Annotated in this window: 17 protein-coding genes; 10 read left to right on the top strand and 7 right to left on the bottom strand. The window is 73.8% G+C overall.

The features are described from left to right. Window positions 1-187 precede the first annotated feature (187 nt). Both ACTVZO_RS06695 and ACTVZO_RS06690 read right to left on the bottom strand, forming a co-directional pair. Window positions 188-970, bottom strand: a complete 783-nt coding sequence (locus tag ACTVZO_RS06695) for an LppU/SCO3897 family protein (RefSeq protein ID WP_443297497.1) — start codon at window positions 968-970, stop codon at window positions 188-190. 62 nt (window positions 971-1,032) lie between these two features. Further along, on the bottom strand, window positions 1,033-1,470 hold the full coding sequence (locus ACTVZO_RS06690) for an SRPBCC family protein (protein WP_443297496.1): 438 nt from the start codon (window positions 1,468-1,470) through the stop codon (window positions 1,033-1,035). A 155-nt stretch (window positions 1,471-1,625) separates the two neighbouring features. Here ACTVZO_RS06690 and ACTVZO_RS06685 point away from each other — a divergent pair, with 155 nt between their 5' ends. Beyond that, on the top strand, window positions 1,626-1,811 hold the full coding sequence (locus tag ACTVZO_RS06685) for a DUF5999 family protein (RefSeq protein WP_385060060.1): 186 nt from the start codon (window positions 1,626-1,628) through the stop codon (window positions 1,809-1,811). 153 nt (window positions 1,812-1,964) lie between these two features. Here the strand turns inward: ACTVZO_RS06685 and ACTVZO_RS06680 are convergent, their stop codons facing one another. Both ACTVZO_RS06680 and ACTVZO_RS06675 read right to left on the bottom strand, forming a co-directional pair. Then, window positions 1,965-4,064: an ATP-binding protein gene (locus ACTVZO_RS06680; RefSeq protein ID WP_443297495.1), complete on the bottom strand. Its 2,100-nt coding sequence runs from the start codon at window positions 4,062-4,064 to the stop codon at window positions 1,965-1,967. A gap of 61 nt (window positions 4,065-4,125) precedes the next feature. Beyond that, window positions 4,126-5,082, bottom strand: coding sequence for a fibronectin type III domain-containing protein (locus ACTVZO_RS06675; RefSeq protein WP_443297494.1), 957 nt, complete (start codon window positions 5,080-5,082; stop codon window positions 4,126-4,128). A gap of 200 nt (window positions 5,083-5,282) precedes the next feature. Between ACTVZO_RS06675 and ACTVZO_RS06670 the strand changes: the two genes are divergently transcribed. From ACTVZO_RS06670 to ACTVZO_RS06640, 7 genes are all read left to right on the top strand, one after another. Continuing rightward, the gene (locus ACTVZO_RS06670; RefSeq protein ID WP_443297493.1) at window positions 5,283-6,884 is read left to right on the top strand and encodes an ABC transporter substrate-binding protein; all 1,602 of its coding nucleotides are present in this window, start codon (window positions 5,283-5,285) and stop codon (window positions 6,882-6,884) included. Window positions 6,885-6,930: 46 nt separating this feature from the next. Then, window positions 6,931-7,896: an ABC transporter permease gene (locus tag ACTVZO_RS06665; RefSeq protein ID WP_443303058.1), complete on the top strand. Its 966-nt coding sequence runs from the start codon at window positions 6,931-6,933 to the stop codon at window positions 7,894-7,896. Next, the gene (locus ACTVZO_RS06660; protein WP_443297492.1) at window positions 7,889-8,755 is read left to right on the top strand and encodes an ABC transporter permease; all 867 of its coding nucleotides are present in this window, start codon (window positions 7,889-7,891) and stop codon (window positions 8,753-8,755) included. Before ACTVZO_RS06665 ends, ACTVZO_RS06660 begins: the two co-directional genes overlap by 8 nt. A 47-nt stretch (window positions 8,756-8,802) precedes the next feature. Beyond that, window positions 8,803-9,693 carry an ABC transporter ATP-binding protein gene (locus ACTVZO_RS06655; protein WP_443303057.1) on the top strand — a complete coding sequence of 297 codons (891 nt, stop codon included), beginning with the start codon at window positions 8,803-8,805 and terminating at the stop codon, window positions 9,691-9,693. Next, window positions 9,686-10,345, top strand: coding sequence for an ABC transporter ATP-binding protein (locus ACTVZO_RS06650; RefSeq protein WP_443297491.1), 660 nt, complete (start codon window positions 9,686-9,688; stop codon window positions 10,343-10,345). The genes ACTVZO_RS06655 and ACTVZO_RS06650 overlap by 8 nt, the downstream gene beginning before the upstream one ends. 98 nt (window positions 10,346-10,443) lie before the next feature. After that, window positions 10,444-10,638 (top strand): hypothetical protein, encoded by a 195-nt coding sequence (locus ACTVZO_RS06645; protein WP_443297490.1) that lies wholly within the window; start codon window positions 10,444-10,446, stop codon window positions 10,636-10,638. Between the two features lie 141 nt (window positions 10,639-10,779). Beyond that, a complete protein-coding gene (locus tag ACTVZO_RS06640; protein ID WP_443297489.1) occupies window positions 10,780-12,348 on the top strand; it encodes a hypothetical protein in 1,569 nt (522 codons plus the stop codon). A gap of 24 nt (window positions 12,349-12,372) precedes the next feature. On the opposite strand, the gene ACTVZO_RS06635 is transcribed toward ACTVZO_RS06640, so the two are convergent. Then, window positions 12,373-16,158 (bottom strand): nSTAND1 domain-containing NTPase, encoded by a 3,786-nt coding sequence (locus tag ACTVZO_RS06635; protein WP_443297488.1) that lies wholly within the window; start codon window positions 16,156-16,158, stop codon window positions 12,373-12,375. 310 nt (window positions 16,159-16,468) lie between these two features. Here ACTVZO_RS06635 and ACTVZO_RS06630 point away from each other — a divergent pair, with 310 nt between their 5' ends. Together ACTVZO_RS06630 and ACTVZO_RS06625 are read left to right on the top strand one after the other, a co-directional pair. Continuing rightward, a complete protein-coding gene (locus ACTVZO_RS06630; RefSeq protein ID WP_443297487.1) occupies window positions 16,469-17,536 on the top strand; it encodes a right-handed parallel beta-helix repeat-containing protein in 1,068 nt (355 codons plus the stop codon). Window positions 17,537-17,571: 35 nt separating this feature from the next. Next, window positions 17,572-18,672 (top strand): methyltransferase, encoded by a 1,101-nt coding sequence (locus tag ACTVZO_RS06625; protein ID WP_443297486.1) that lies wholly within the window; start codon window positions 17,572-17,574, stop codon window positions 18,670-18,672. 71 nt (window positions 18,673-18,743) lie between these two features. On the opposite strand, the gene ACTVZO_RS06620 is transcribed toward ACTVZO_RS06625, so the two are convergent. Further along, a complete protein-coding gene (locus tag ACTVZO_RS06620; RefSeq protein ID WP_443297485.1) occupies window positions 18,744-19,010 on the bottom strand; it encodes an acyl carrier protein in 267 nt (88 codons plus the stop codon). 13 nt (window positions 19,011-19,023) lie between these two features. Further along, complete coding sequence (locus ACTVZO_RS06615) at window positions 19,024-20,145, bottom strand: SchA/CurD-like domain-containing protein (RefSeq protein WP_443297484.1); 1,122 nt, start codon at window positions 20,143-20,145, stop codon at window positions 19,024-19,026. Between the last annotated feature and the right edge of the window lie 50 nt (window positions 20,146-20,195).

The raw sequence follows: 20,195 nt of genomic DNA, 5'->3' as shown, positions 1-20,195 counted from the left end.
CGACGCCTGGCACGCGCTCTCGCCGCACCGGGCGAAAGCAAAGGTCCAGTACGCGTGCTTCCGCCCGGCGCACCGAGAGCACGCACCAGACGCCGCAGGGCCGCCCTCCGGGCGACGACGGGAGTTTGACGACAGGCCCTAGGCGCCGCAGCCGGGCCCCCTCGCGGGGCGCCCGGCGGCGTGCGTCCTAGCGCACGGGCAGGGGCCGCAGGCAGGAGGACGCCGGGCCGTCCGGGCGGTCCCTGAGGTGGGTGATGTACTCCCCGTCGGCGCAGCGCGCGCCCGTGTGGTCCAGGTGCCCGGTGACCTCGTACTGGGCGAAGCCCGCCTTGCAGTCGGTGACCACCAGGGCCTCGTTCTTCCAGTCGCCCTCGTTGCGCACGCACTGCCCCACGCGCAGGACCGTGTCCTCGTCGTCCCCGTTCAGCGCGGAGACGAGGATCAGGGTCGGGACGGCGAGGACCGAGAGGACCAGCGGTACGAGGACGGCCAGCGCGGGCGGCCGCAGCCACAGCGACCGGCCGGGGTCCAGCGGGGCCATGACCCCGCCCGCCGGCGGGCCGAGCCGGCACAGCTTCCCCCACGGGCCGAGGTTCACCAGCAGGGTGATCGGGGTGATGATCAGCGACAGCGGGCTCCACCAGCCCTGCCACAGGGTCCGCGCCGACATCTCGCGGACGGTGGCGACCCCGCAGTCGCGGCAGAACGGCCCCTTGCGGCTCCGGAACCGCATCAGCACGACCAGGCCCTGGTGGCCGTACACCGTCGTGTCCGCCACGGGCAGCGACCCGCAGACGCGGCAGCCGTACGCGCCCTGCTCCGGCGTGAGGGCGTACGGGGCCTGCGGGGCGCCCGGAGCGTACGGGGCCTGGGGCGCGTACGGGGCCTGCGCGCCGTACGGGGTCTGCGGGGCGTGTCCCGGGTACGGGCCCGCCGGCTGGTGCGGGTACGGCGGTGGCGGGGTGGCCACGGAGATCCCCCTCGGCTCTCGCGTCCGTCACCGGTCGGTGACGGAGGAACCCTAGAGGATCGCTATCGGCGCAACAGCCCGCGCACCACACGGGAGAAGAGCAGCCGGCCGGCCAGCGCGACCGCCGGATCCAGCGCGCGGGGGAGGCCGCGCAGGCGCAGTTCCTCGCGCCAGTGGATCTCGCTGCCCCCGGCCGGCAGCGGTCGGATCCGGATCTCCGCCCAGCCCGTCACGGCCCGTCCGCGCTTCACCAATCGGACGAACCCGTCCGTACCCTCCGCCGGAGGGTGCCAGACGACCACCTCCATGGGGTCGTCGAATGTGATCCTGCCCACGCCCGTGCGCGCCGTGAAGACCGTTCCGGCCCCGGTCGGAGGCGCCGTCTCGATGATCGTCCGGGTGAGGGGGACCCGTTCCCCGTGCCGTTCCCAGTCCGTCAGCCGCGACCACGCCCCGGCCGGGTCGAGGGACGTGCGGTGAACGATCCGGATACCGGGCATGAGCGCATGGTAATCGGGCATACACACCCTGAACTGGACCGCGAATATGGGTTCCGTCCAGGGGTGGCGATCGGTAATACTCACCGCCACCGTGGATCGCGGATTCGACCGGGTGACCACCGGCCCTCCCGCCCCACTCTGCGAGGAGGTGCGCCATGTGCTCCCACCAGCCCCCCTGCCCGCCCGCCGACAGCGCCGACCGCGACGCCGCCCGCACCGTGGCTTCCCACCCGGAACAGGGATGGAACCTGCTTTGCAACGGCGTCATGGTCTTCGACGACACCGGTGAACTGCTCCCCGACGGCCAGACGGTGGAACCCCGCCGCCCGGCCCTGGTCTGAGCGAGGAGGCAGCATGCGCCAGCAGCTGATCCGCAAGCCCGTCCCCAAGCCCGCCCCCCGAGACCTGGACCTGCGCACACCGTCGGGCAGAACCCTCCCGTACTGACGGGAGCACCGACCGCATCGGTCCACCGGCCGCCCACCGGCCCTCGATCAGCCGGTGGGCGCCGCCGCGCCGCCCCGGAACGCCGTCTCGTAGGCGGCGTCCCCGATCGCCGCCCTGGCCTGGCGCTCACCCTGGTCCCGCAGCGCCGTCAGTGAGGGCGAGCCGCCCATCTGCGGCCGGCCGACCGTGCGCCACCAGGCGTGACCGGTGCCCAGCAGCCGCGCCGCCAGCTCCCCGTCGCCCAGCCCCGCCACCGCCGCGGCCAGCACGTCCAGGCCCAGCGCGATCCCGAAGCGGTCGCCGAGCAGCCGTTTGCCCGACAGCATGGCCCGCACGTGCCGGGCGGCCTCCCCGTGGTCGCCCAGGCCCAGCGCGGCCACGGCCAGGATGTAGTCGGCGTACGCCCGCAGCCAGCGCTCGCCCAGCTCCGCACAGGTCTCCCGCAGGGCCAGCGCCTCCCGGGCCGCCTCGTCGAAGCGCCGGAGGTCGCAGAGCGCGTAGCCGGTGGCCAGCTTGCACAGCAGCCAGCCGGCGCCGCTGGTCCGCCCGCCGTGGCCCGCCCGCGCCCGCGGACCGGCCAGCGCGAGGGCCCGTACGGGGTCGCCCGGCATCAGCACCGCCACGGCGTGCAGATACGCCGCGCGCAGCTCCCGTTCGGGGTCGGCGAGACGGGCCGCGCCCTTCGCGCACTCCTCGCCGATCCGCTGGGCGGGCTCCAGGTCCCCCTGGAGCAGGGCGGTCAGCCCGAGGGCCCACTGGGCCTGGTTGTAGGCGGCTCCCGCGGGCAGCGTGCCGCCCAGGGCCCGCTCCAGGAAGGCCCGGCCCTCGTGGACGTGCCCGCACGCGAACCAGTAGAACCACAGGGCCCCGGCCATCTCCAGGGCCGCCACCGGGTCGGAGCCGAGCAGGTGCTCCAGGGCGGTGCGCAGCTGCGCGTGCTCGGCGGTCATCCTGCGGTACCAGTCCACCTGGCCCGGGCCCAGCCAGCCCCGGTCGGCGGCCTGGGAGAGCGCCGCGTACCAGTGGGCGTGCCGGTCGGAGACGATCCGCGCCTCGCCGAGCTCGCCGAGCCAGTCCTGCCCGTACTCGCGGATCGTGTCCAGCATCCGGTAGCGGGCCCCGGCACCCCGCTCCTCGGTGCGGCGCACCACCGACTTGGCGACCAGGCCCGCCAGCACCCGCTCCACCCGGGAGGCGGGCAGCGGTCCGCCCGCGCACACGGCGCGGGCCGCGGCGACGTCGAAGTCCCCGGTGAACACCGACAGCCGGGCCCACAGCAGCCGTTCCAGCGGCTCGCACAGCTCGTGGCTCCAGCCGATCGCGGTCCGCATCGTCCGGTGCCGGGGTGCCAGCACGGACCGGCCGTCGGTGAGCACCTCGAAGCGCTGGCCGATCCGCTCGGCCATCTGCTCCAGCGTCCACAGCCGCATCCGGGCGCCGGCCAGTTCCAGGGCGAGCGGGATCCCGTCGAGGCGGCGGCACAGTTCGGCCGCGACCGCGGTCCGGGCCGGGTCCTCGAAGGCGGCCGCGGCCCGCGGGGTCGCGGCGACGGCGCGGGCGCGGAAGAGGGCGAGGGCGTCGCTGTCGGGCCCCGCGCAGGGCAGCGGCCGGACCTCGACGACCTCCTCGCCGGGGGAGCCGAGGGGCTCCCGCGAGGTGGTCAGGACCGTCAGCCCGGGTGCGGACTGCAGGAGTTCGCCCACCAGGTGCCGGCACTGGGCCACGAGGTGCTCACAGGTGTCGAGGACGAGCAGGAGCTCCTTGTCGGCCATCCACGCGCACAGCTCCTCGTCGAGGGGGCGCGGGGAGTGGTCGGCGAGTCCGACGGCGTGGGCGACGGTCGCGGTGAGCAGCCCGGGGTCGCGCAGCGGCGAAAGCTCCACCCACCACACGCCGTCGCGCCGTGTCCTGCGGGCCGCCGCGGCGGCCCGCAGGGCGAGCCGGGACTTGCCGACGCCCCCCACACCGGTGAGGGTGATCAGTCTTCGTTCGTTCAACAGGCGGTCGAGGAGCTCCAGTTCGGGCTCCCGGCCGACGAAGCTCGCCGATTCCGGCGGCAGGTTTCCCGGCACGGCGCCCGAGTCTGGCTCAGCGCCGCCACCCGTGGAGCCTGCCTGACTGTTGTTGACCGAGTACTCACCGAACACGGATGTATTGTGCGTGATCTTCTTCCACGGCAGTGCCGTTCGGCCGGATCGTTGTCCGGTCTCACACCACGAGGGTGACGGTCCGCTCCGCGGAGAAGGCCCCCCAGTTCCCGTCGGGCAGCCGGGCGCGCAGCTTGACGGCCCATACGGTACCGGCCGGCTCGGTCACCGTGATCCGGTGTTCCGCCCGGCCGCTGGGGACCGCGCCCTTGCCGAACTGGATGACGGTGGTGGGACGTCCGTTGACGTACAGCTCGTACTCGCTCGTCTCCCGGCCGGTGTCCGGCGGGGTCCAGCCGAGGACGACCGTGCCGGGCGAGGCGGTGGCGGTGAACCCGTCGGGCGCGGTGCCCGGTCCGCCGCCGGAGGCGGGCGGGGTGGTCACGTCCACCGCGGGGGAGTCGGGGGAGGAGTTGTCCGCCCCGTCGCGGGCCCGCACGGTGAAGGTGTAGACGGTGTCCGGCTGGAGGCCGCTCAGCGCGGTGCCGCTCTCGCCGGGGCCCGCGCTGTGGATCCGGACCCCGCCCTGGTAGACGTCGTACGCCGTCACGCCGGTGTCGTCCGTCGCGGCGGACCAGGACACCCAGGCGGCGCGGGGGCCGGTGGCCCGGGCGGTGGCGGTCGCCGGGGCGGTGGGCGGCCGGAGGTCCTCGGCCTTGGCCGCCGGGGTGGTCGTCCGGACCTCCGGGCCGGCTCCGGAGAGGTTCCCGGCCGCGTCCTTGGCGCGGACCGTGAAGGCGTAGCCGGTCTGCGGGGCGAGGCCGGTGATGTCCACCATCGTCTTCTCGGCGGGGAGTTCGCGGACCAGGCGGCCGGTCTCGAAGACCTGGTAGACGCTCACCCCGTCGCCCTGCGCCGCCGCCTCCCACATCACGTGCACGGTGGTGGAGCTGGAGGCCTGTGCGGTGAGCCCGGCGGGGGCGGGCGGCGGCTCGGTGTCGGGCGCGGAGCAGGCGGCGGTCACGGACGGGCCGGCGAGGGCCAGGCAGAGCATGAGCAGGGGGGCGGTGCGTCGCACGGGATGCCTTCCTCCGCTTCCGCGTAAAGGTCTAGACATATATGGCACGCGGGACGCGGGCCGGGCAAGACCCGTGCGGCGACGGCGGCCCATGTGGACCGGTTCGTCTTCTTCTGCTCTTGTCTGGCATTATTGCGATCTCTTTGCAATAAAAGGTGATGTTGCAATAAAAGATGATCGTGAACAGGGATGTGCAGAGCATGACGGCCCGGACCGTACGGGGAATGGCCACGGCGACGCTGGCCGCCGCACTCATCACGGGCCTGGCGGCCTGCTCGAAGCCCGGAGGGGGCGCCGCGGGCGGGCCCGGAGGCGCGGACTCCGTCGTCGTCGGCATCGCGACCGAGCCGGAGAGCCTCAGTCCGCTGCTCGGCTACGGCAAGGACGGCAACTCCAAGATCTTCGACGGGCTCCTGACGCACGACGCGGACATGAAGCTGAAGCCGGCGCTCGCCGAGGCCCTGCCGGAGGTCTCCGCGGACGGGCTCACCTACACCTATAAGCTGCGCCAGGGCGTGAAGTTCAGCGACGGGGCGGCCTTCTCCGCCAAGGACGTCGTCTTCACCTACCGCACGATCCTCGACGCGAAGACGAACAACGCGTCCAAGACCGAGCTCGACGCCATCGCGGGCGTCGAAGCGCGCGGCGAGGACACGGTGGTCTTCGCGCTGAAGTACCCCTACGCGCCGTTCGCCGAGCGGACCGTGCTGCCGATCGCCCCCGAGCACATCGCGGGCGGCCAGGACGTCAACAGCGGCGACTTCACCACCCACCCCGTCGGCACCGGTCCGTACCTGCTCACGGCCTGGTCCAAGGGCGAGAAGCTCAGCTTCAAGGCCAACCCCGGCTACTGGGGCGGCGAGCCGGCGGTGAAGAGGTTCACCATGGCCGTCGTCAAGGACGACGACGTCCGCGCCACCCGGCTGCGCTCCGGCGAGCTGGACGGCGCGATCCTCCCGCCGAACCTCGCCAAGGGCTTCGAGGGGGACAAGGCGCGCAAGACCCATGCGGCCAAGACCTTCGACTACCGCAACGTGACCCTGCCGACGCACCACGAGGTCACCGGCGACCCCGCGGTCCGCCGGGCCCTGGACACCGCCGTGGACCGCAAGGCCATGGTCGACAAGCTCCTCGACGGCGCGGGCAAGGCCGCCTACGGGCCGGTCCCGACCGACAGCCCGTGGTTCACCGCCGGCACGGAGCGCGCCCACGACCTCGACCGCGCGAAGAAGATCCTCGACGACGCCGGCTGGAAGCCCGGCGAGGACGGCATCCGCGCCAAGGACGGGGTGCGTGCCTCCTTCCCGCTCTGGTACACCTCCGGCGACAAGATCCGCCAGGACCACGCGCTGGCCTTCGCCTCCGACGCCAAGAAGGCCGGCATCGAGGTCAGGACCGAAGCCGGGACCTGGGAGGTCATCGAGCCGCGGATGAAGACCGAGGCCGTCCTCGCGGGGGGCGGCTCCCCGGCCGACCCCGACTTCGACCAGTACCAGCTGCTCACCTCCTCGCTCGGCGGCGACGGCTTCAACAACATGGCCTGGTACGCCAACCCGGCCGTGGACGCCGCCCTCGTCGAAGGGCGGCGCAGCGGCGACCCGGCCGCGCGCAAGGCCGCGTACGACGCCGTGCAGCGCGAGCTCGTGAAGGACCCGGGCTACGTCTTCCTCACCCACATCGACCACCTGTACGTCGTGAACGACAAGTGGGACGGACCCGCCACCCAGGTCGAACCCCACGACCACGGCCTCGGCTCCGGCCCCTGGTGGAACGTCGAGAGCTGGAAGCCGAAGCAGAAGTGAGCCGAGCCGCGTGACCCCCCGCTCCGTCCGCCTCCCCTGGGGTGCGATGGCGCGCATGGCCGGGCGGCGGGCCCTGTCCGCCGCCCCCGTCCTGCTCGTCGTCACCTTCGGTGTCTTCGCCGTCGCCGCGATGTCCCCCTTCGACCCCGTCAAGGCCTACGCCGGCACCGCGGGCCTCACCGCCTCGCAGGAGCAGCTCGACCAGTTGCGGGCCAACCTCGGCGTGGACCAGCCGCTGGTCGCCCGCTGGTGGGAGTGGCTCACCTCGGCCCTCACCGGCGACCTCGGCACCTCCGCCGTGATGCGCCAGCCCGTCGCCGACGTGATCGCCGAACGGGTCGGCTGGTCGGCGCTGCTCGCCGGCTGCGCCTTCGCGGTCGCCGTGCTGGCCGGCACGGCCCTCGGGGTGCTCGCCGCGCGCCGCCAGGGCGGGTGGCTGGACCGGTGCGTGTCCTCGCTCGCCTACACCCTCGAAGCCGCCCCGGCCTTCTGGCTGGGCCTGCTGGCCATCTGGTTCTTCTCCGTCCGGCTCGGCGTGCTGCCCTCGGGCGGCCTGACCGACGCGGGCAGCGATACGGTGACCTTCGGGCAGGTCGCCTCCCACCTGGTGCTCCCCGCGCTGGTTCTGGGCGTCTCTCAGCTGCCCTGGTTCTTCCTGTACGTCCGCCAGGGCGTCGCCGACGCGCTGGAAGAGGACCCCGTACGGGGCGCCCGGGCGCGGGGGCTGGCCGAGCGGACCGTCCTGCTCGGGCACGGGCTGCGCTCCGGCATGCTGCCGATGCTGACGCTGGTCGGCTCCCGGGTGCCTGAGCTGATCACCGGCGCGCTGCTGGTGGAGACCGTCTTCAGCTGGCCGGGCGTCGCCGCGGCCACCGTCCAGGCGGCCACTTCGGTGGACTTCCCGCTGCTGGCCGCGCTGACGGTCCTGGCCACCGCCGCCGTGCTGGCCGGAAACCTGCTGTCCGACCTGATGTACGGGCTCGCGGACCCGAGGGTGGGCTTCGATGGCTGAGGTGACCTGGCGGTCGCGGGGCCGGGCCCGGCGCTCGACGCGCACCCTGCGCGTCCGCGCCTCGGCGGTGACCGTGGCGCTGATCGTGCTGGCCGTGCTGCTGGTCCCGCCGCTGGTGCAACTGGACCAGCAGGCCGTCGACTTGTCGGCAAAGCTCCAGCCACCGTCGTGGGCCCACCCGTTCGGCACCGACGACGTCGGGCGCGACCTGCTGCTGCGCTGCGTGTACGGACTGCGGGTCTCCCTGCTGGTCGGCCTGGTCGCGGCGCTCGTGGCCACGGTCATCGGCACGGCCGTCGGCGCCGCCGCGGGCGCGCTCGGCGGCTGGGTGGACCGGCTGGTCATGCGGGCCGTGGACACGCTGTCCTCGATCCCGCACCTGCTGCTGGGGATCTTCATCGTGGCCGTGTTCCGCCCCGGCGTCTGGCCCGTGGTCGTCTCCGTGGCCGTGACCCACTGGCTGTCCACCGCCCGCATCGTCCGGGCGGAGGTGCTGTCCCTGCGCGCCCGGCCCTACGTGGACGCCGCCGTGTCCGGCGGCGCCTCGCGCTGGCGGGTGACCGTACGGCACCTGGTGCCGGGCGTCCTCCCGCAGGCGGGCCTCGCCGCGGTGATGATGGTCCCGCACGCGATGTGGCACGAGTCGGCCCTGTCCTTCCTGGGCCTGGGCCTGCCCTCCCACCAGGCCAGCCTGGGCAACCTGGTGCAGACCGCGCGCGGCTCGCTGCTCGCCGGGGACTGGTGGCCCACGCTCTTCCCCGGCCTCCTCCTGATCATCCCGACGCTGGCGATCGCCGGCCTCGCCGGAGCCTGGCGCGACCGGCAGAGCCCCCGGCGCCGCTCGGAGCTGACCCTGTGACCTCCCCGCCCGTGCTCCGCGTCGAGCAGCTCTCCGTCCGCTTCCGGATGCCCCGCGGCCGCTTCGTCGAGGCCGTCACCGACGCCTGCTTCGACCTCGGGCCCGGCCAGTGCCTGGCCCTGGTGGGCGAGAGCGGCTGCGGCAAGTCCGTACTGGCCTCCGCGCTGCTCGGACTGCTCCCCGGCAACGCCGAGACCGCCGGATCCGCCCTGCTCGCCGACGGCCTGGACGTGCTCGCCGCCGACGAGCGGACCCTGGCCAGGACCGTGCGGGGCCGCCGCATCGGCCTGGTCCCGCAGAGCCCGGCCGCGCACCTCACCCCGGTCCGCACCATCCGCGCCCAGCTGGAGGAGACCGTCCGGGCACTCACCGGGGTGCCGAAGCCCGCGCTGCGCGAGGCCGCCGAGGCGGCCGCCGAACGTGCCGCCTTCCCCGCGAGCCATCTCGACCACCACCCGCACCAGCTCTCCGGCGGACTCGCCCAACGGGCCGCCACCGCCCTCGCCCTCGTCGGCGACGCGCCGCTGCTCCTGGCCGACGAACCGACCACGGGCCTGGACCGGGACCTCGTCCACCGCACCGTCGACGAACTGCGCGCCCACACCCGCGACACCGGCCGGGCGCTGCTGATGATCACGCACGACCTCGCGGCGGCCGAGCGGATCGCCGACACCGTCGCCGTCATGTACGCCGGTCGGATCGTGGAACTCGCCCCGGCCAAAGCCTTCTTCGGCGAGCCCGGCCCCCGCCACCCCTACGCGCGCGGCCTGCTCGACGCGCTGCCCGAGCGCGCCTTCGCGCCCGTTCCCGGCGCTCCGCCCGAACTCGGCGCCCTGCCGGACGGCTGCGCCTTCGCCGCCCGCTGCCCGGCCGCCGACCCGCAGTGCCGCGCCCTGCGGCCCCGGCTCACCGAAGGGGTGGCCTGCCACCATGCTTGAGCTCACGGACATCACCGCGGGCTACGACCGCCACGCCCCCGCCGTGCGCGGGGCGAACCTGACCCTGCGCCCCGGCGAATCCCTCGGCCTGCTGGGGCCCAGCGGCTGCGGCAAGTCCACCCTCGCCCGGGTCGCCGCCCTGCTGCACCGCCCCGACGGCGGGACCGTGGCCCTCGACGGCCGGACCGTGACGGGCTTCCGCCACCGGGCCCCGCGCTCGCTGCGCGTCAGCGTGGGCGTCGTCTTCCAGCAGCCCCGGCTCTCCGCCGACCCCCGCCTGCGGCTGCGCGATCTCGTCGCCGAGCCCCTCCGGGCCACGGGACGGCGCGCCGAAGCCGAAGAACGGGTCGCGGAGTTGACGCGGCGTGTCGGCCTCGGCCCCGATCTGCTCGCGCGCCGCCCCCACGAGGTCAGCGACGGCCAGCTGCAACGCGCCTGCCTGGCCCGGGCCCTGGTGCTCCGGCCGCGCTGGCTGGTCTGCGACGAGATGACCGCGATGCTGGACGCCTCCACCACCGCCGCGCTGGTCGGAGTGGTCGAGGACTACCGCGCCGAGTCCGGAGCGGGCCTCCTCGCCGTCGGCCACGACCCGGTGCTGCTGGAGCGCTGGTGCGACCGTACGACGCACTGGAACGAGATCGTCAAGGACTGACCGGCCATCACGGACGGTCAACACCCGTACGGCCGACACGTCTTTCGCCCGACGGCACCCCTCTCTGCGCCACCATGGCGGCGAGTAAGGAGGTTTCGATGGTGATTTCGCTCTCCGTGGTCGTCCTGCTCCTCGTCCTCGCGTGGATCTTCCTGCGCAGCGGCGGCCTCAAGTTCTCCCACGCCCTCGTCTGCGTGCTGCTCGGCTTCTACCTCGCGAGCAGCAGCATGGCGGCGACCATCCACGACGGCCTGACGGCCACCGCGAACGTGGTCTCCAGCCTCAAGCCCTAGTACGGAGATCACCAACTGTTGCGCGTTCGTGAATCATCCGGCTCCTGCATGGACTCTTCGGGCAGCGCGATCTAGCGTCTGGCGGCGGCGCGACATCAGACGCGATGTCAACAACACCGAAGAGACACGGAGGCGGTCCGGATGTTCCGAAGAGCCCTGCACTGCGCCGTGGCACCGGTCGTCGCCGCATTCACGGTGATGTCCGGGGTCACGCCCGCCCATGCGGAGGAGATACCGAAGGCCCCCGGCCACCGGCTGGTCAGCCACTACGACGGCGCCCCCGCGGCCCCCGCGCCCCTGCCCGGCGAGGCCCCGCCGCAGCACCCCTACCTGGCGCCCAACGGCCGCAGCGGCATGCACTCCGACGCGGCCGGCAGCGCCACGTCGCCCTGGTCCGGGCCGCTCGGCAGGAACCCGAAGGTGACCAGCGAGAAGATCGCCGCCCTCGGCGGCGAGTGCGCCACCGCCACCTTCGACGCGGGCGGCCGGCTCGTCACGGTGTGCGGCACCTTCTCCGGGTTCAAGGTCAAGCTCCTCGAGCCCCGTACGCTCGCCACCCTCGCGGAGTACCAGCTCCCGCAGCGTTCCTCGACGGTCGAGGCGATCACCTCCCTCGACTTCTCGAAGATCTTCAAGGACACCTCGGGCGGCGCCTACTTCTACCTGGACGACCAGGACCGGGCCGTGCTGGCCGACTCCCGCCAGCACATCCTGCGGCTCTCCCACTCCCGGAACCCCGACGGCAGCTGGAAGTTCACCGTCGACGACGACTGGGACCTCACCGGCCAGGTGCCGCACGACTGCGTCACCTGGACCAACCTGCGGCCCAGCGGCACCTGTGACCCCGTCACTTCCGTGATGCCCGACTGGAACGGCCGCATCTGGTGGGTCACCCGGCAGGGCCGCGTCGGCACCGTCGAGCCGGCGACCTCGCAGATCCGTTCCGTCCGGCTGGCCGGCGAGGAGATCCAGAACTCCTTCTCCGTCGCCGAGGACGGCGTCTCCATCGTCTCCGACCACGCGCTCTACAGCTTCCGCGCCGCCGCCGACGGAACCCCCGAGGTGCGGTGGCGCCAGACCTACGACCGCGGCACCGGCACCAAACCCGGCTCCGTGAACCAGGGTTCCGGCACCACGCCGGACCTCTTCGGCGACGGCTACGTCGCCATCACCGACAACGCCGACGACCGGATGAACGTCCTGGTCTACCGGCGGGGCGCCGACGTCCCGGCCGACCGGCGGCTCGTCTGCACGGTGCCGGTGTTCGGACCGGGCGCCTCGACCACCGACAACTCCCTGATCACCTGGGGCAACAGCATCGTCGTCGAGAACAACTACGGCTACGAGAACGTCACCACCCTGCTGCTGGGCAAGTCCGTCGTCGGCGGCGCCTCCCGCATCGACGTGCGCGCCGACGGCAGCGGCTGCGACACGGTGTGGCAGAGCCCGGTCCGCGCGCCCTCCGTGGTCCCCAAGCTCTCCACCGCGAACGGGCTGCTCTACTTCTACGAAAAGGAGCCCAACGCCTGGGGCATCGACGCCTGGTACCTCACCGCGGTGGACTTCCGCACCGGCGAGCGCCGCTGGCGGCAGCTCACCGGCACCGGCCCGCTGTACGACAACAACTGGGCACCGATCACCCTCGGACCCGACGGGACCGCGTACGTCGGCGTCTTCAACGGCATCGTCGCCGTCCGCGACGGCGGCTAGAAGACCCGCGCCGGGCCGGGGCGTTCAGCGGCCGCGCGGGCAGGCCGGGCCGGGGGAGACCCGGCAGATCTCCGCAAGCCGGGCCCCGACGTCCACGCTCCACAGCCGTACGGTGCCGTCGGTGCTGCTGCTCGCCACCGTCCGTCCGTCGGGGGAGAAGGAGACCCCCCAGACCGCGCTGGTGTGACCGGCCAGCGCGGCCACCGGACGGCGGCCGGCCACCTCCCACAGCCGCACCGTGCGGTCGTTGCCGCTGCTGGCGAGGGTCCGGCCGTCGGGGGAGAAGGCGAGGCCCCGCGCGGAGCCGGTGTGGCCGGTGAGCGCCGCCTCGAAGCGCCGGCGGCGGGCGTCCCACAGCCGTACGGTCCCGTCGTTGCCGCTGCTGGCGAGGGTCCGGCCGTCCGGGCTGAAGGCGACGCCCCGCACCGCCCCCGTATGGCCGGTGAGCGCGGCCAGCTGCCGGCGCGCGGCCACGTCCCACACCCGTACGGTCAGATCGTCGCCGGCGCTCGCCAGGGTGCGTCCGTCGGGGCTGAACGCCACGTCGTTGGCGAAGTCCGTATGGCCCGGGAGCACGGCGAGGGAGCCGCGCGCGGCCACGTCCCACAGCCGCACCGTGCCGTCCGAACCGGCGGAGGCCAGGGTCCGCCCGTCCGGGGCGAAGGCCAGCGAGAACACGGTGCCGCCCTGGCCGGTCAGGGTGCCGGCCGGGCCGCGCGCCGCGAGGTCCCACAACCGGACCGTGCCGTCCGAGCCCGCCGAGGCCAGCGTCCGCCCGTCGGGGGCGAAGGCCACCGAGAACACCGTCTCGGTGTGCCCGGCGAACGTGGCCACCACCCTGCGCTGCGCCACGTCCCACAGCCGCACCGCGTGATCCGCCTCGGCGGTCGCCAGCAGTCTCCCGTCGGGGCTGTACGCGGCGTGCCAGACCTCGGTGAACGGGCGCGAGGTCAGCACCTGGCCGCGCAGGTCCCACAGCACCACCGACTGGTCGAAACCGGCCGTGGCCAGCAGGGTCCCGGCCGGGTCGACCGCCACCCCGAGCACGTAGTCGGTGTGCCCGGCGAGGGTCGCCGTCAGCCGGCCGGCGCGCACGTCCCACAGCCGGGTCGTCCCGTCGCCGCCCGCGCTGACGACCGTCGTCCCGTCCGGGGTGTACGCCACGCCGTTGACGTCGTCGCTGTGTCCCGTCAGCGTGGCGGTCGTCCGCCGCCCGGCCACGTCCCACAGCCGCACGGTCCGGTCGACGCCCCCGGTGGCGACGCTCCGCCCGTCCGGCGCGAACGCCGCGCCGAGCACCTCGTCCGTGTGCCCGGCGAGGACGGCCAGCGGCCGGGCGGCCACCGGGTCCCACAGCCGCACGGTCCGGTCGGCCCCGGCCGATACGAGCGTGCGGCCGTCCGGCGCGTACGCCAGGGCGTTGACCCGGCCCGTGTGGCCTTCGAGGGAGGCCACCGCCCGGTGCTCGCCCGCCGTCTCCCACAGCCGTACGGTCCCGTCGGGGGCCGCGACGGCCAGCGTCCGCCCGTCGGGCGCGAAGGCGACGGCCCGGGCGCCGGTGGTCTCCGGCGCCAGGACCGCGGCCGTCCGCCGGCCGGTGACGTCCCACAGTCGGGCCGGGCCGTCCGTGGAGGTGGCCGCGAGGATGCGGCCGTCGGGGCTGAAGGCGACGGCCCGGACCCGCCCGGGCAGGGTGAAGGACGCCGTCGTACGGCGGTCGGCCACCCGCCGCAGGGTCACCGAGCCGTCCGAACTGGCCGTCGCCAGCTCGCCGTTCCCCGGGGCGAAGGCCACCGCGTTCACCGGACCGCCGTGCCCGCCGAGCCGGGCGACGAACGGCTGGGACTGGGTGCTCAACAGCGCCCCGCGCGCCTCGGTCGTGGGCGAGGTCCGGTAGGCCTCCGCGGCGAGCCGCATCGACCGCTCGGGCTGGCCCGCCGCCAGCGAGGCGGACTGCAGGGCCAGCGCGCGCGAGCGGGCGACGCGCTCCTGGCCGAGCGCGCCCGCGCGCTGCTCGTACGCCAGCCCGCCCGCGCCCACCGCCAGCACCAGCAGGACCACCAGCGTGGCCAGCATCCGCTGCCGCAGCCGCACGTGCCGCCGTGCCTGCCGCTCCCGGGCGTCCTCCCCGGCCTGGCTGGCCCGCAGGAAGTCCTCCTCGTGCGGGCCGAGCCGGCTCCGGCCGTCGAGCTCGTCGGCCCACGACCGGGCGGTCTCCAGCCGGGTCCCGCGGTAGAGGGCCGACGGATCGCGGTCCTCGTGCTCCCACTCGGCGGCGGCGTGCGCCAGCTGCTGGTGGATCAGCAGGCCGGCCCGGTCGGCGCGGATCCAGCCGCGCAGCCGCGGCCAGGCGTGCAGCAGGGCCTCGTGGGTGATCTCGACGGTGTCGCGGTCCATGGTGACCAGCCGCGCCCGGACGAAGGTGTCGAGCACCGCCGCGGCCCGGTGCGTACCGGTCGGCTGCTCCGGCAGCGCCGTCCGGTCCATCCGGCGGCGGGTCACGGCCGCGCCGTCCGCGACGTGGACCAGCCGGACCAGGACACGGCGGATCGTGCGCTGCTCGGCCGGGTACAGGCGGGCGAAGACGGTCTCGGCCGTCCGTGCGATGGCCCCCTGGATGCCGCCGGTCCGTTCGTACCCGGCGACCGTCAGGGTGGATCCGGTCCTCTGCTGCCAGGTGGCCATCAGGGCGTGGGAGACCAGCGGCAGCACGCCGGAGGGCGTGTGGCCGGGGGCGTCCTCGCGCAGCCCGGCGTCGCGCAGCAGCAGGGGGACCAGCCCCGGTTCCAGGGTGACCCCGGCGAGTTCCGCCGGGCGCGTGATCGACTCCCGGAGCTCCGCCAGGGACATCGGGGGCAGGACGAAGAGCCCCGAGGCGAAGGCCGGGGCCAGGTCGGGCAGGTCCAGGCAGCTGCCGGTGAAGTCCGCCCGGACGCCGAGCACCACGACGGCCGGATCGGGCCCGTCCGCGGCCGTCCGGGACGTGGACAGGGCCGACAGCACCCGGGCGAAGGCGTGCCGCTCGTCCTCGTCGGAGCAGAGGGTGAACAGCTCCTCGAACTGATCGACGATCAGCACGGGCCGGACCGGCGGGGCCTGCCGGTCGCCGTCCCGCTCCCCGTCCCCTCCGCCGGCCGGGCCGGGGGCGGCCTCCGAGAGCCGGCGGACGGCTTCCAGGAGCGCCTGCGGCCGTTCCCGTAACTCGCGGGCATCGAGGCCGAGATCGCCGTCCAGCACCTTCGCGGCGCACACCAGCAGCTCCTCCAGCGGGTGGGCCGTGGGGGTGAACCGCACCACCGGCCAGGTCTCGGCGCCCGGCATCGGGAAGCCGCCGACGCGCCGGAGCGCCGGGACGAGGCCCGCGTTGAGCAGGGAGGACTTGCCCGCGCCGGAGGGGGCGACCACCATCAGCGGGCCGCTGCCGATCCGCTCGAAGACCCGCTCGACCAGCTCGGCCGTGGCCCGCTCGCGGCCGAAGTACCAGCCCGCGTCCTGCGCGGTGAAGGCCGGCAGGCCCCGGTACGGGCACGCGCCGGCCTCCGGCCGCGCCTCTCCGGGCGCGGAGCCGGGGCCGGACGGTGGCGTCTCCTGGACCAGGCGCAGCAGTTCGCCCTCGGCCCGGAGCACCTCGTCGCAGCGCCGGGCCACGTCCGCGGTCACGCGCTTCGAGCCCGTCTCGATCTTGCTGAGGTAGCCCTTGCTGTAGTGCGTGCGGCGGGCCAGGTCGGCCAGCGACATGCCGCGTTGCATCCGCAGACGTCTCAGCCGGGCAGGGAACGGCAGGGTGCCGGCGTCGTCGGATGCGTACACGTGACCGGTGTCCGGCCGGTCGTCCGAATCCCCCAAGACATCCCCCATGGCCATGCGCTCAGGCGGCGAGACGGTGGTTCCCAGGCTACAGCGGGGGTCGGACGGACAGTCAATTTGCGGTCGCACCGGTGTACCGGTTCCGATCGGGCGGTCGCGCGGGCCCCGCCGCGGGCGCCGCTCGCCGGCCTGCCAAGGCGACGCGCGGGCGGCCACCCGTCCGGACCTCGAAATGAGCCCGTTTGCCCGCGGTATGTATCCATCCGCTTACCCGGTGTGGCGGCCGGACCTGATCGCCCATAACTTCAAAATCGTGACGAACCGACAGCTCACGGTCCTCGCATGCATCTCAGTCGTCATGGCCACAGGCCTCGGCGTGGCAGCCCCTTCGGCCGCCGCGGCCCGACGTACGGTGCATCCGGGAGAATCGATCCAGGAAGCGGTGGACGCCGCACGGCCGGGAGACACCATCCTCGTGCTCCCCGGCACCTACCACGAGAGCGTGCACATCACGAAGTCCCTGACCCTGCGGGGTTCCGGGCCGACCACCGTGATCACGCCGCCGGCCGCGACGCTGCCCGCGCGCGCCGAGAGCCCCTGCGCACAGACCGGCAACGGCATCTGCGTGATAGGAGCCGCGGAGAAGACCGTCAACCGGGTGGCGATCCGGTCGCTGACGCTGACGGGCTTCAAGAAGAGCGGCATCTGGGCCTCGCGCACCGACCGGATGACCGTCGAGCGGGTGACCGCCGAGAAGAACGGCACCTGGGGCATCGCCCAGGAGAGGTCCACCCGGGGTGCGTTCCGCAACAACATCGCCCGCGACAACGCTGAGTCCGGCATCTTCGTCGCCAACACCATCGACCGCGAGGGCGGGGCCACCGACACCCTCGGAGCCGTCGTCCGCAACAACACGCTGACCGGGAACCGGATCGGCGTCACGGTCAGGCGGGTGCGGAACCTGTCCGTCAACGACAACGCGCTCACCGGGAACTGCGGCGGGATCTTCGTCGTGGGGGACGAGGGCGAGCCGGGCGCCGGGGACATGACGATCCGCGGCAACCGGATCCACGACAACAACAAGTTCTGCCGGGGCAACACCCGCCTCCCCGACATCCAGGGCGCCGGCATCGTCCTCACCGGCGCCGAAGAGACGCTCATCCGTTCGAATTCGATCCGCGGCAACGTGGGCGCCTCGCCGCTGTCCGGCGGAATCCTGCTCTTCAAGAGCTTCGTGGGCGCCACGAACACCGACAACGTCATCAAGGACAACGAGGTGAGGGGCAACAAGCCGGCGGACCTGGCCAACCAGGGGACCGGAGCCGGCAACAGGTTCCTCGGCAACCGGTGCGAGACCTCGCAGCCCACGGGGATGTGCTGACCGGTGTTCCCCCTCATCAGGAGAATCGAGGCCGTATGACCGCGGTAAGTCCCACCCCCGCCCCCCTCCCCGCCACCGCGCCCACCGCCGGGATCAAGGCCGCCTCCGGCGACACGGCGGCCCCCCAGTCCGCCATGCGGCTGCGCGAGCTCGTCTTCGGTGCGGCGATCGCCGCCGCCGTACGGGCCGCCGCCCGCCTCGGCGTCGCCGACGCCCTCGGCGAGACCCCCGCCACCTCGGACGACCTGGCGGCGGCGGTGAACGCCGCGCCCCAGCCGCTGCACCGGCTGCTCCGCGCCCTGTCCTGCTACGGGATCTTCGCGGAGACACCGGACGGCACCTTCGTCCACACCGAGATGTCCCGCATGCTCCGCGAGGACGACCCGCACAGCCTGCGCTACATCTCCCTGTGGTGCACGGAGCCGTGGACCTGGCAGGCCTGGCCCCGGCTCGACGAGGCGGTGCGGTCCGGTGGCAGCGTGTTCCACGACCTGTACGGCAAGGGGTTCTTCGACTACCTGCACCAGGACGCGCACGAGTCCGCACACGTGTTCAACCAGGCGATGACCACCTCCAGCACGCAGTCGGCCCTGGACGTCGCGGAACTCCTGGACCTGACCGGAGTCTCGGTGGTCGCCGACATCGGCGGCGGCCAGGGGCACGTACTGGCGAGCCTGCTGGAGAAGCACCCTGCCGTACGAGGGGTCCTGCTGGACCTGCCCGGCGTGGTGGCGAAGGCCGACCGCCGGCTGCGCGACGGCGGACCGCTCGCCGGCCGGACCGACATCGTCCCCGGCGACTGCCGCCACTCCATCCCCGTCGCCGCGGACCTGTACATCATCAAGAACATCCTGGAGTGGGACGACGACAGCACCCGCAGGACCCTGCGGAACGTGATCGAGGCGGCCCGCCCCGGCGCCAGGGTCGTCATCATCGAGAACCTCGTGGACGACACCCCGTCGATGAGGTTCACCACCGCCATGGACCTGATGCTGCTGCTGAACGTGGGCGGCGCGAAGCACACCAAGGGCAGCCTGCTCGCCCGCATGGCGGACGCCGGACTGGTCGTCGGCGAGGTCCGCCCGGTCAACGCGTACCTGCACGCCTTCGAGTGCACCGTCCCCCTCCCCGGGTGACGGCGGCGGACGACACGGCGCCCCGGGACCGGCACGCGGCCGGTCCCGGGGCGCCGGGCGCCCGCTACGCGTCAGGCGTCGGTCATGAGCGTGCTGTTGACGAGATCCAGGAACTCCTGCGGCGACTTGCACCGCTCCGCGTCGGGGGGCAGGGTCCGGCCGCCCCGGTTCTCCAGCTCCCCGACGATGCCGAGCAGCCCCAGCGAGTCGAGCCCCCATTGCTCGAAGTCCGCGTCGGGGCGTGCGGCCATGGCCGCGGGGTCGACGGTGATGCCCGCGCCCTTGTGCATGAGGGCGGCGAGATCGTCCATGGTCAGTCGGGTCACTTCAGCGGTCATGACGGACCTCTCCTCAGGCTTGGGCCGGCGCACGCCGGTCGGTGATCAGACGCATTTCGGAGCGCCACAGGAAGCGGATGAGCTCGTCCTCGCTCGTGGGGACGCCGTCCTTGGCGCTGTCGAGCAGCCGGGCCAGTACCGCCGCCTTGTGGCTGCCCTCGACACCCAGCGCCAGGGCGGGCCGGGCGTCGAGCGGTCCGCGCAGGTCCACGAGCCGGACGACGAAGTCGTCGCGCTGGAAGACCGTGCTGGCCGAGATGGGGCTCGTGGGATCGTCCACGGCGGCCTCGTCCTGGCGGGCCAGCAGCCGCGCCAGAGCCGTGCCGCACCCGTTCTTGGCGGGGTAGAAGAGCGCGTGCCGCCCGGTGTCCTCGGCCTCGGGCGGGCCCGAGGCCACGTGGTGGACCGCGGGGAGCGCCGCTCGGGTGAAGAACATCCGGGCCGACCCGGGATCGTCGAGGTCCCGGTCCTGCTCGAGGTGCGGGTTGAGGGCCTCCTCCAGCGCCCTGACTCCGGGCTGCCGGGCCACGTGGCGCAGCGCCGCCAGGAGGTCCCCCTCCACCTCGACGGCCCGCACCACGCGGTTGCCGTGCATGAAGAGGGAGGTGCGGCGCAGCCGGGTCTTGTCGTCGACGCGGGCCTGCGGGGAGGCGTACCCGGCCAGGAGCTTCGCGACGACGGCCTCGCTGCCCGGCTTCACCGTGAAGGTGAGGGCGTGCCGTACGACGCCGTCCCCGCGGCGGGGCGTGGCGGCGATGGGCGCGGGCGCCGGGTCCGCGCCGGGCGCGGAGTCCTTGCCGGTCTCCCGCAGGACGCTGAACCGCAGCGAACGGGTGTCGCGCACACAGCCGTGCAGCGGCTGGACCGTCGCGACGTGCTCCTCGCTGTTCAGCCAGGCCAGGAACGGCGGGGCGCTCTCCCATTCGCTGGTGATGAGCCACTGCGAGGGGTTCTCGATCGACTGGCACAGCTCGTCGCGGATGTGCCCGGGAACGGTCGACACCCGCCGGCGCATGTGCTCGTAGACCTCGAGGAACTGGTTCTGAGCCCCGTCGTACAGGTCCAGCAGCAGTACGACCCGAAGCCTCGCGCCGTCGAAGGCGGACTGGGATATCCGTTCCGACAAGGTCGTCATCGTTCACACTCCTTCGGCATATCGCGGTCGCCACGAGGGCGGCGCCACCC

The sequence above is a fragment of the Streptomyces sp. IBSNAI002 genome (assembly GCF_052244475.1).
Taxonomy (GTDB): Bacteria; Actinomycetota; Actinomycetes; order Streptomycetales; family Streptomycetaceae; genus Streptomyces.
This window is presented reverse-complemented; position numbering and strand designations above follow the sequence as displayed.

Coding starts and splice junctions, on each gene's coding strand:
- ACTVZO_RS06650 (WP_443297491.1), top strand. CDS start 9,686: ATGCTTGAGCTCACGGACATCACCGCGGGCTACGACCGCCACGCCCCC.
- ACTVZO_RS06665 (WP_443303058.1), top strand. CDS start 6,931: ATGGCGCGCATGGCCGGGCGGCGGGCCCTGTCCGCCGCCCCCGTCCTG.
- ACTVZO_RS06685 (WP_385060060.1), top strand. CDS start 1,626: ATGTGCTCCCACCAGCCCCCCTGCCCGCCCGCCGACAGCGCCGACCGC.
- ACTVZO_RS06615 (WP_443297484.1), bottom strand. CDS start 20,145: ATGACGACCTTGTCGGAACGGATATCCCAGTCCGCCTTCGACGGCGCG.
- ACTVZO_RS06620 (WP_443297485.1), bottom strand. CDS start 19,010: ATGACCGCTGAAGTGACCCGACTGACCATGGACGATCTCGCCGCCCTC.
- ACTVZO_RS06670 (WP_443297493.1), top strand. CDS start 5,283: ATGACGGCCCGGACCGTACGGGGAATGGCCACGGCGACGCTGGCCGCC.
- ACTVZO_RS06645 (WP_443297490.1), top strand. CDS start 10,444: ATGGTGATTTCGCTCTCCGTGGTCGTCCTGCTCCTCGTCCTCGCGTGG.
- ACTVZO_RS06625 (WP_443297486.1), top strand. CDS start 17,572: ATGACCGCGGTAAGTCCCACCCCCGCCCCCCTCCCCGCCACCGCGCCC.
- ACTVZO_RS06655 (WP_443303057.1), top strand. CDS start 8,803: ATGCCCCGCGGCCGCTTCGTCGAGGCCGTCACCGACGCCTGCTTCGAC.
- ACTVZO_RS06640 (WP_443297489.1), top strand. CDS start 10,780: ATGTTCCGAAGAGCCCTGCACTGCGCCGTGGCACCGGTCGTCGCCGCA.
- ACTVZO_RS06660 (WP_443297492.1), top strand. CDS start 7,889: ATGGCTGAGGTGACCTGGCGGTCGCGGGGCCGGGCCCGGCGCTCGACG.
- ACTVZO_RS06690 (WP_443297496.1), bottom strand. CDS start 1,470: ATGCCCGGTATCCGGATCGTTCACCGCACGTCCCTCGACCCGGCCGGG.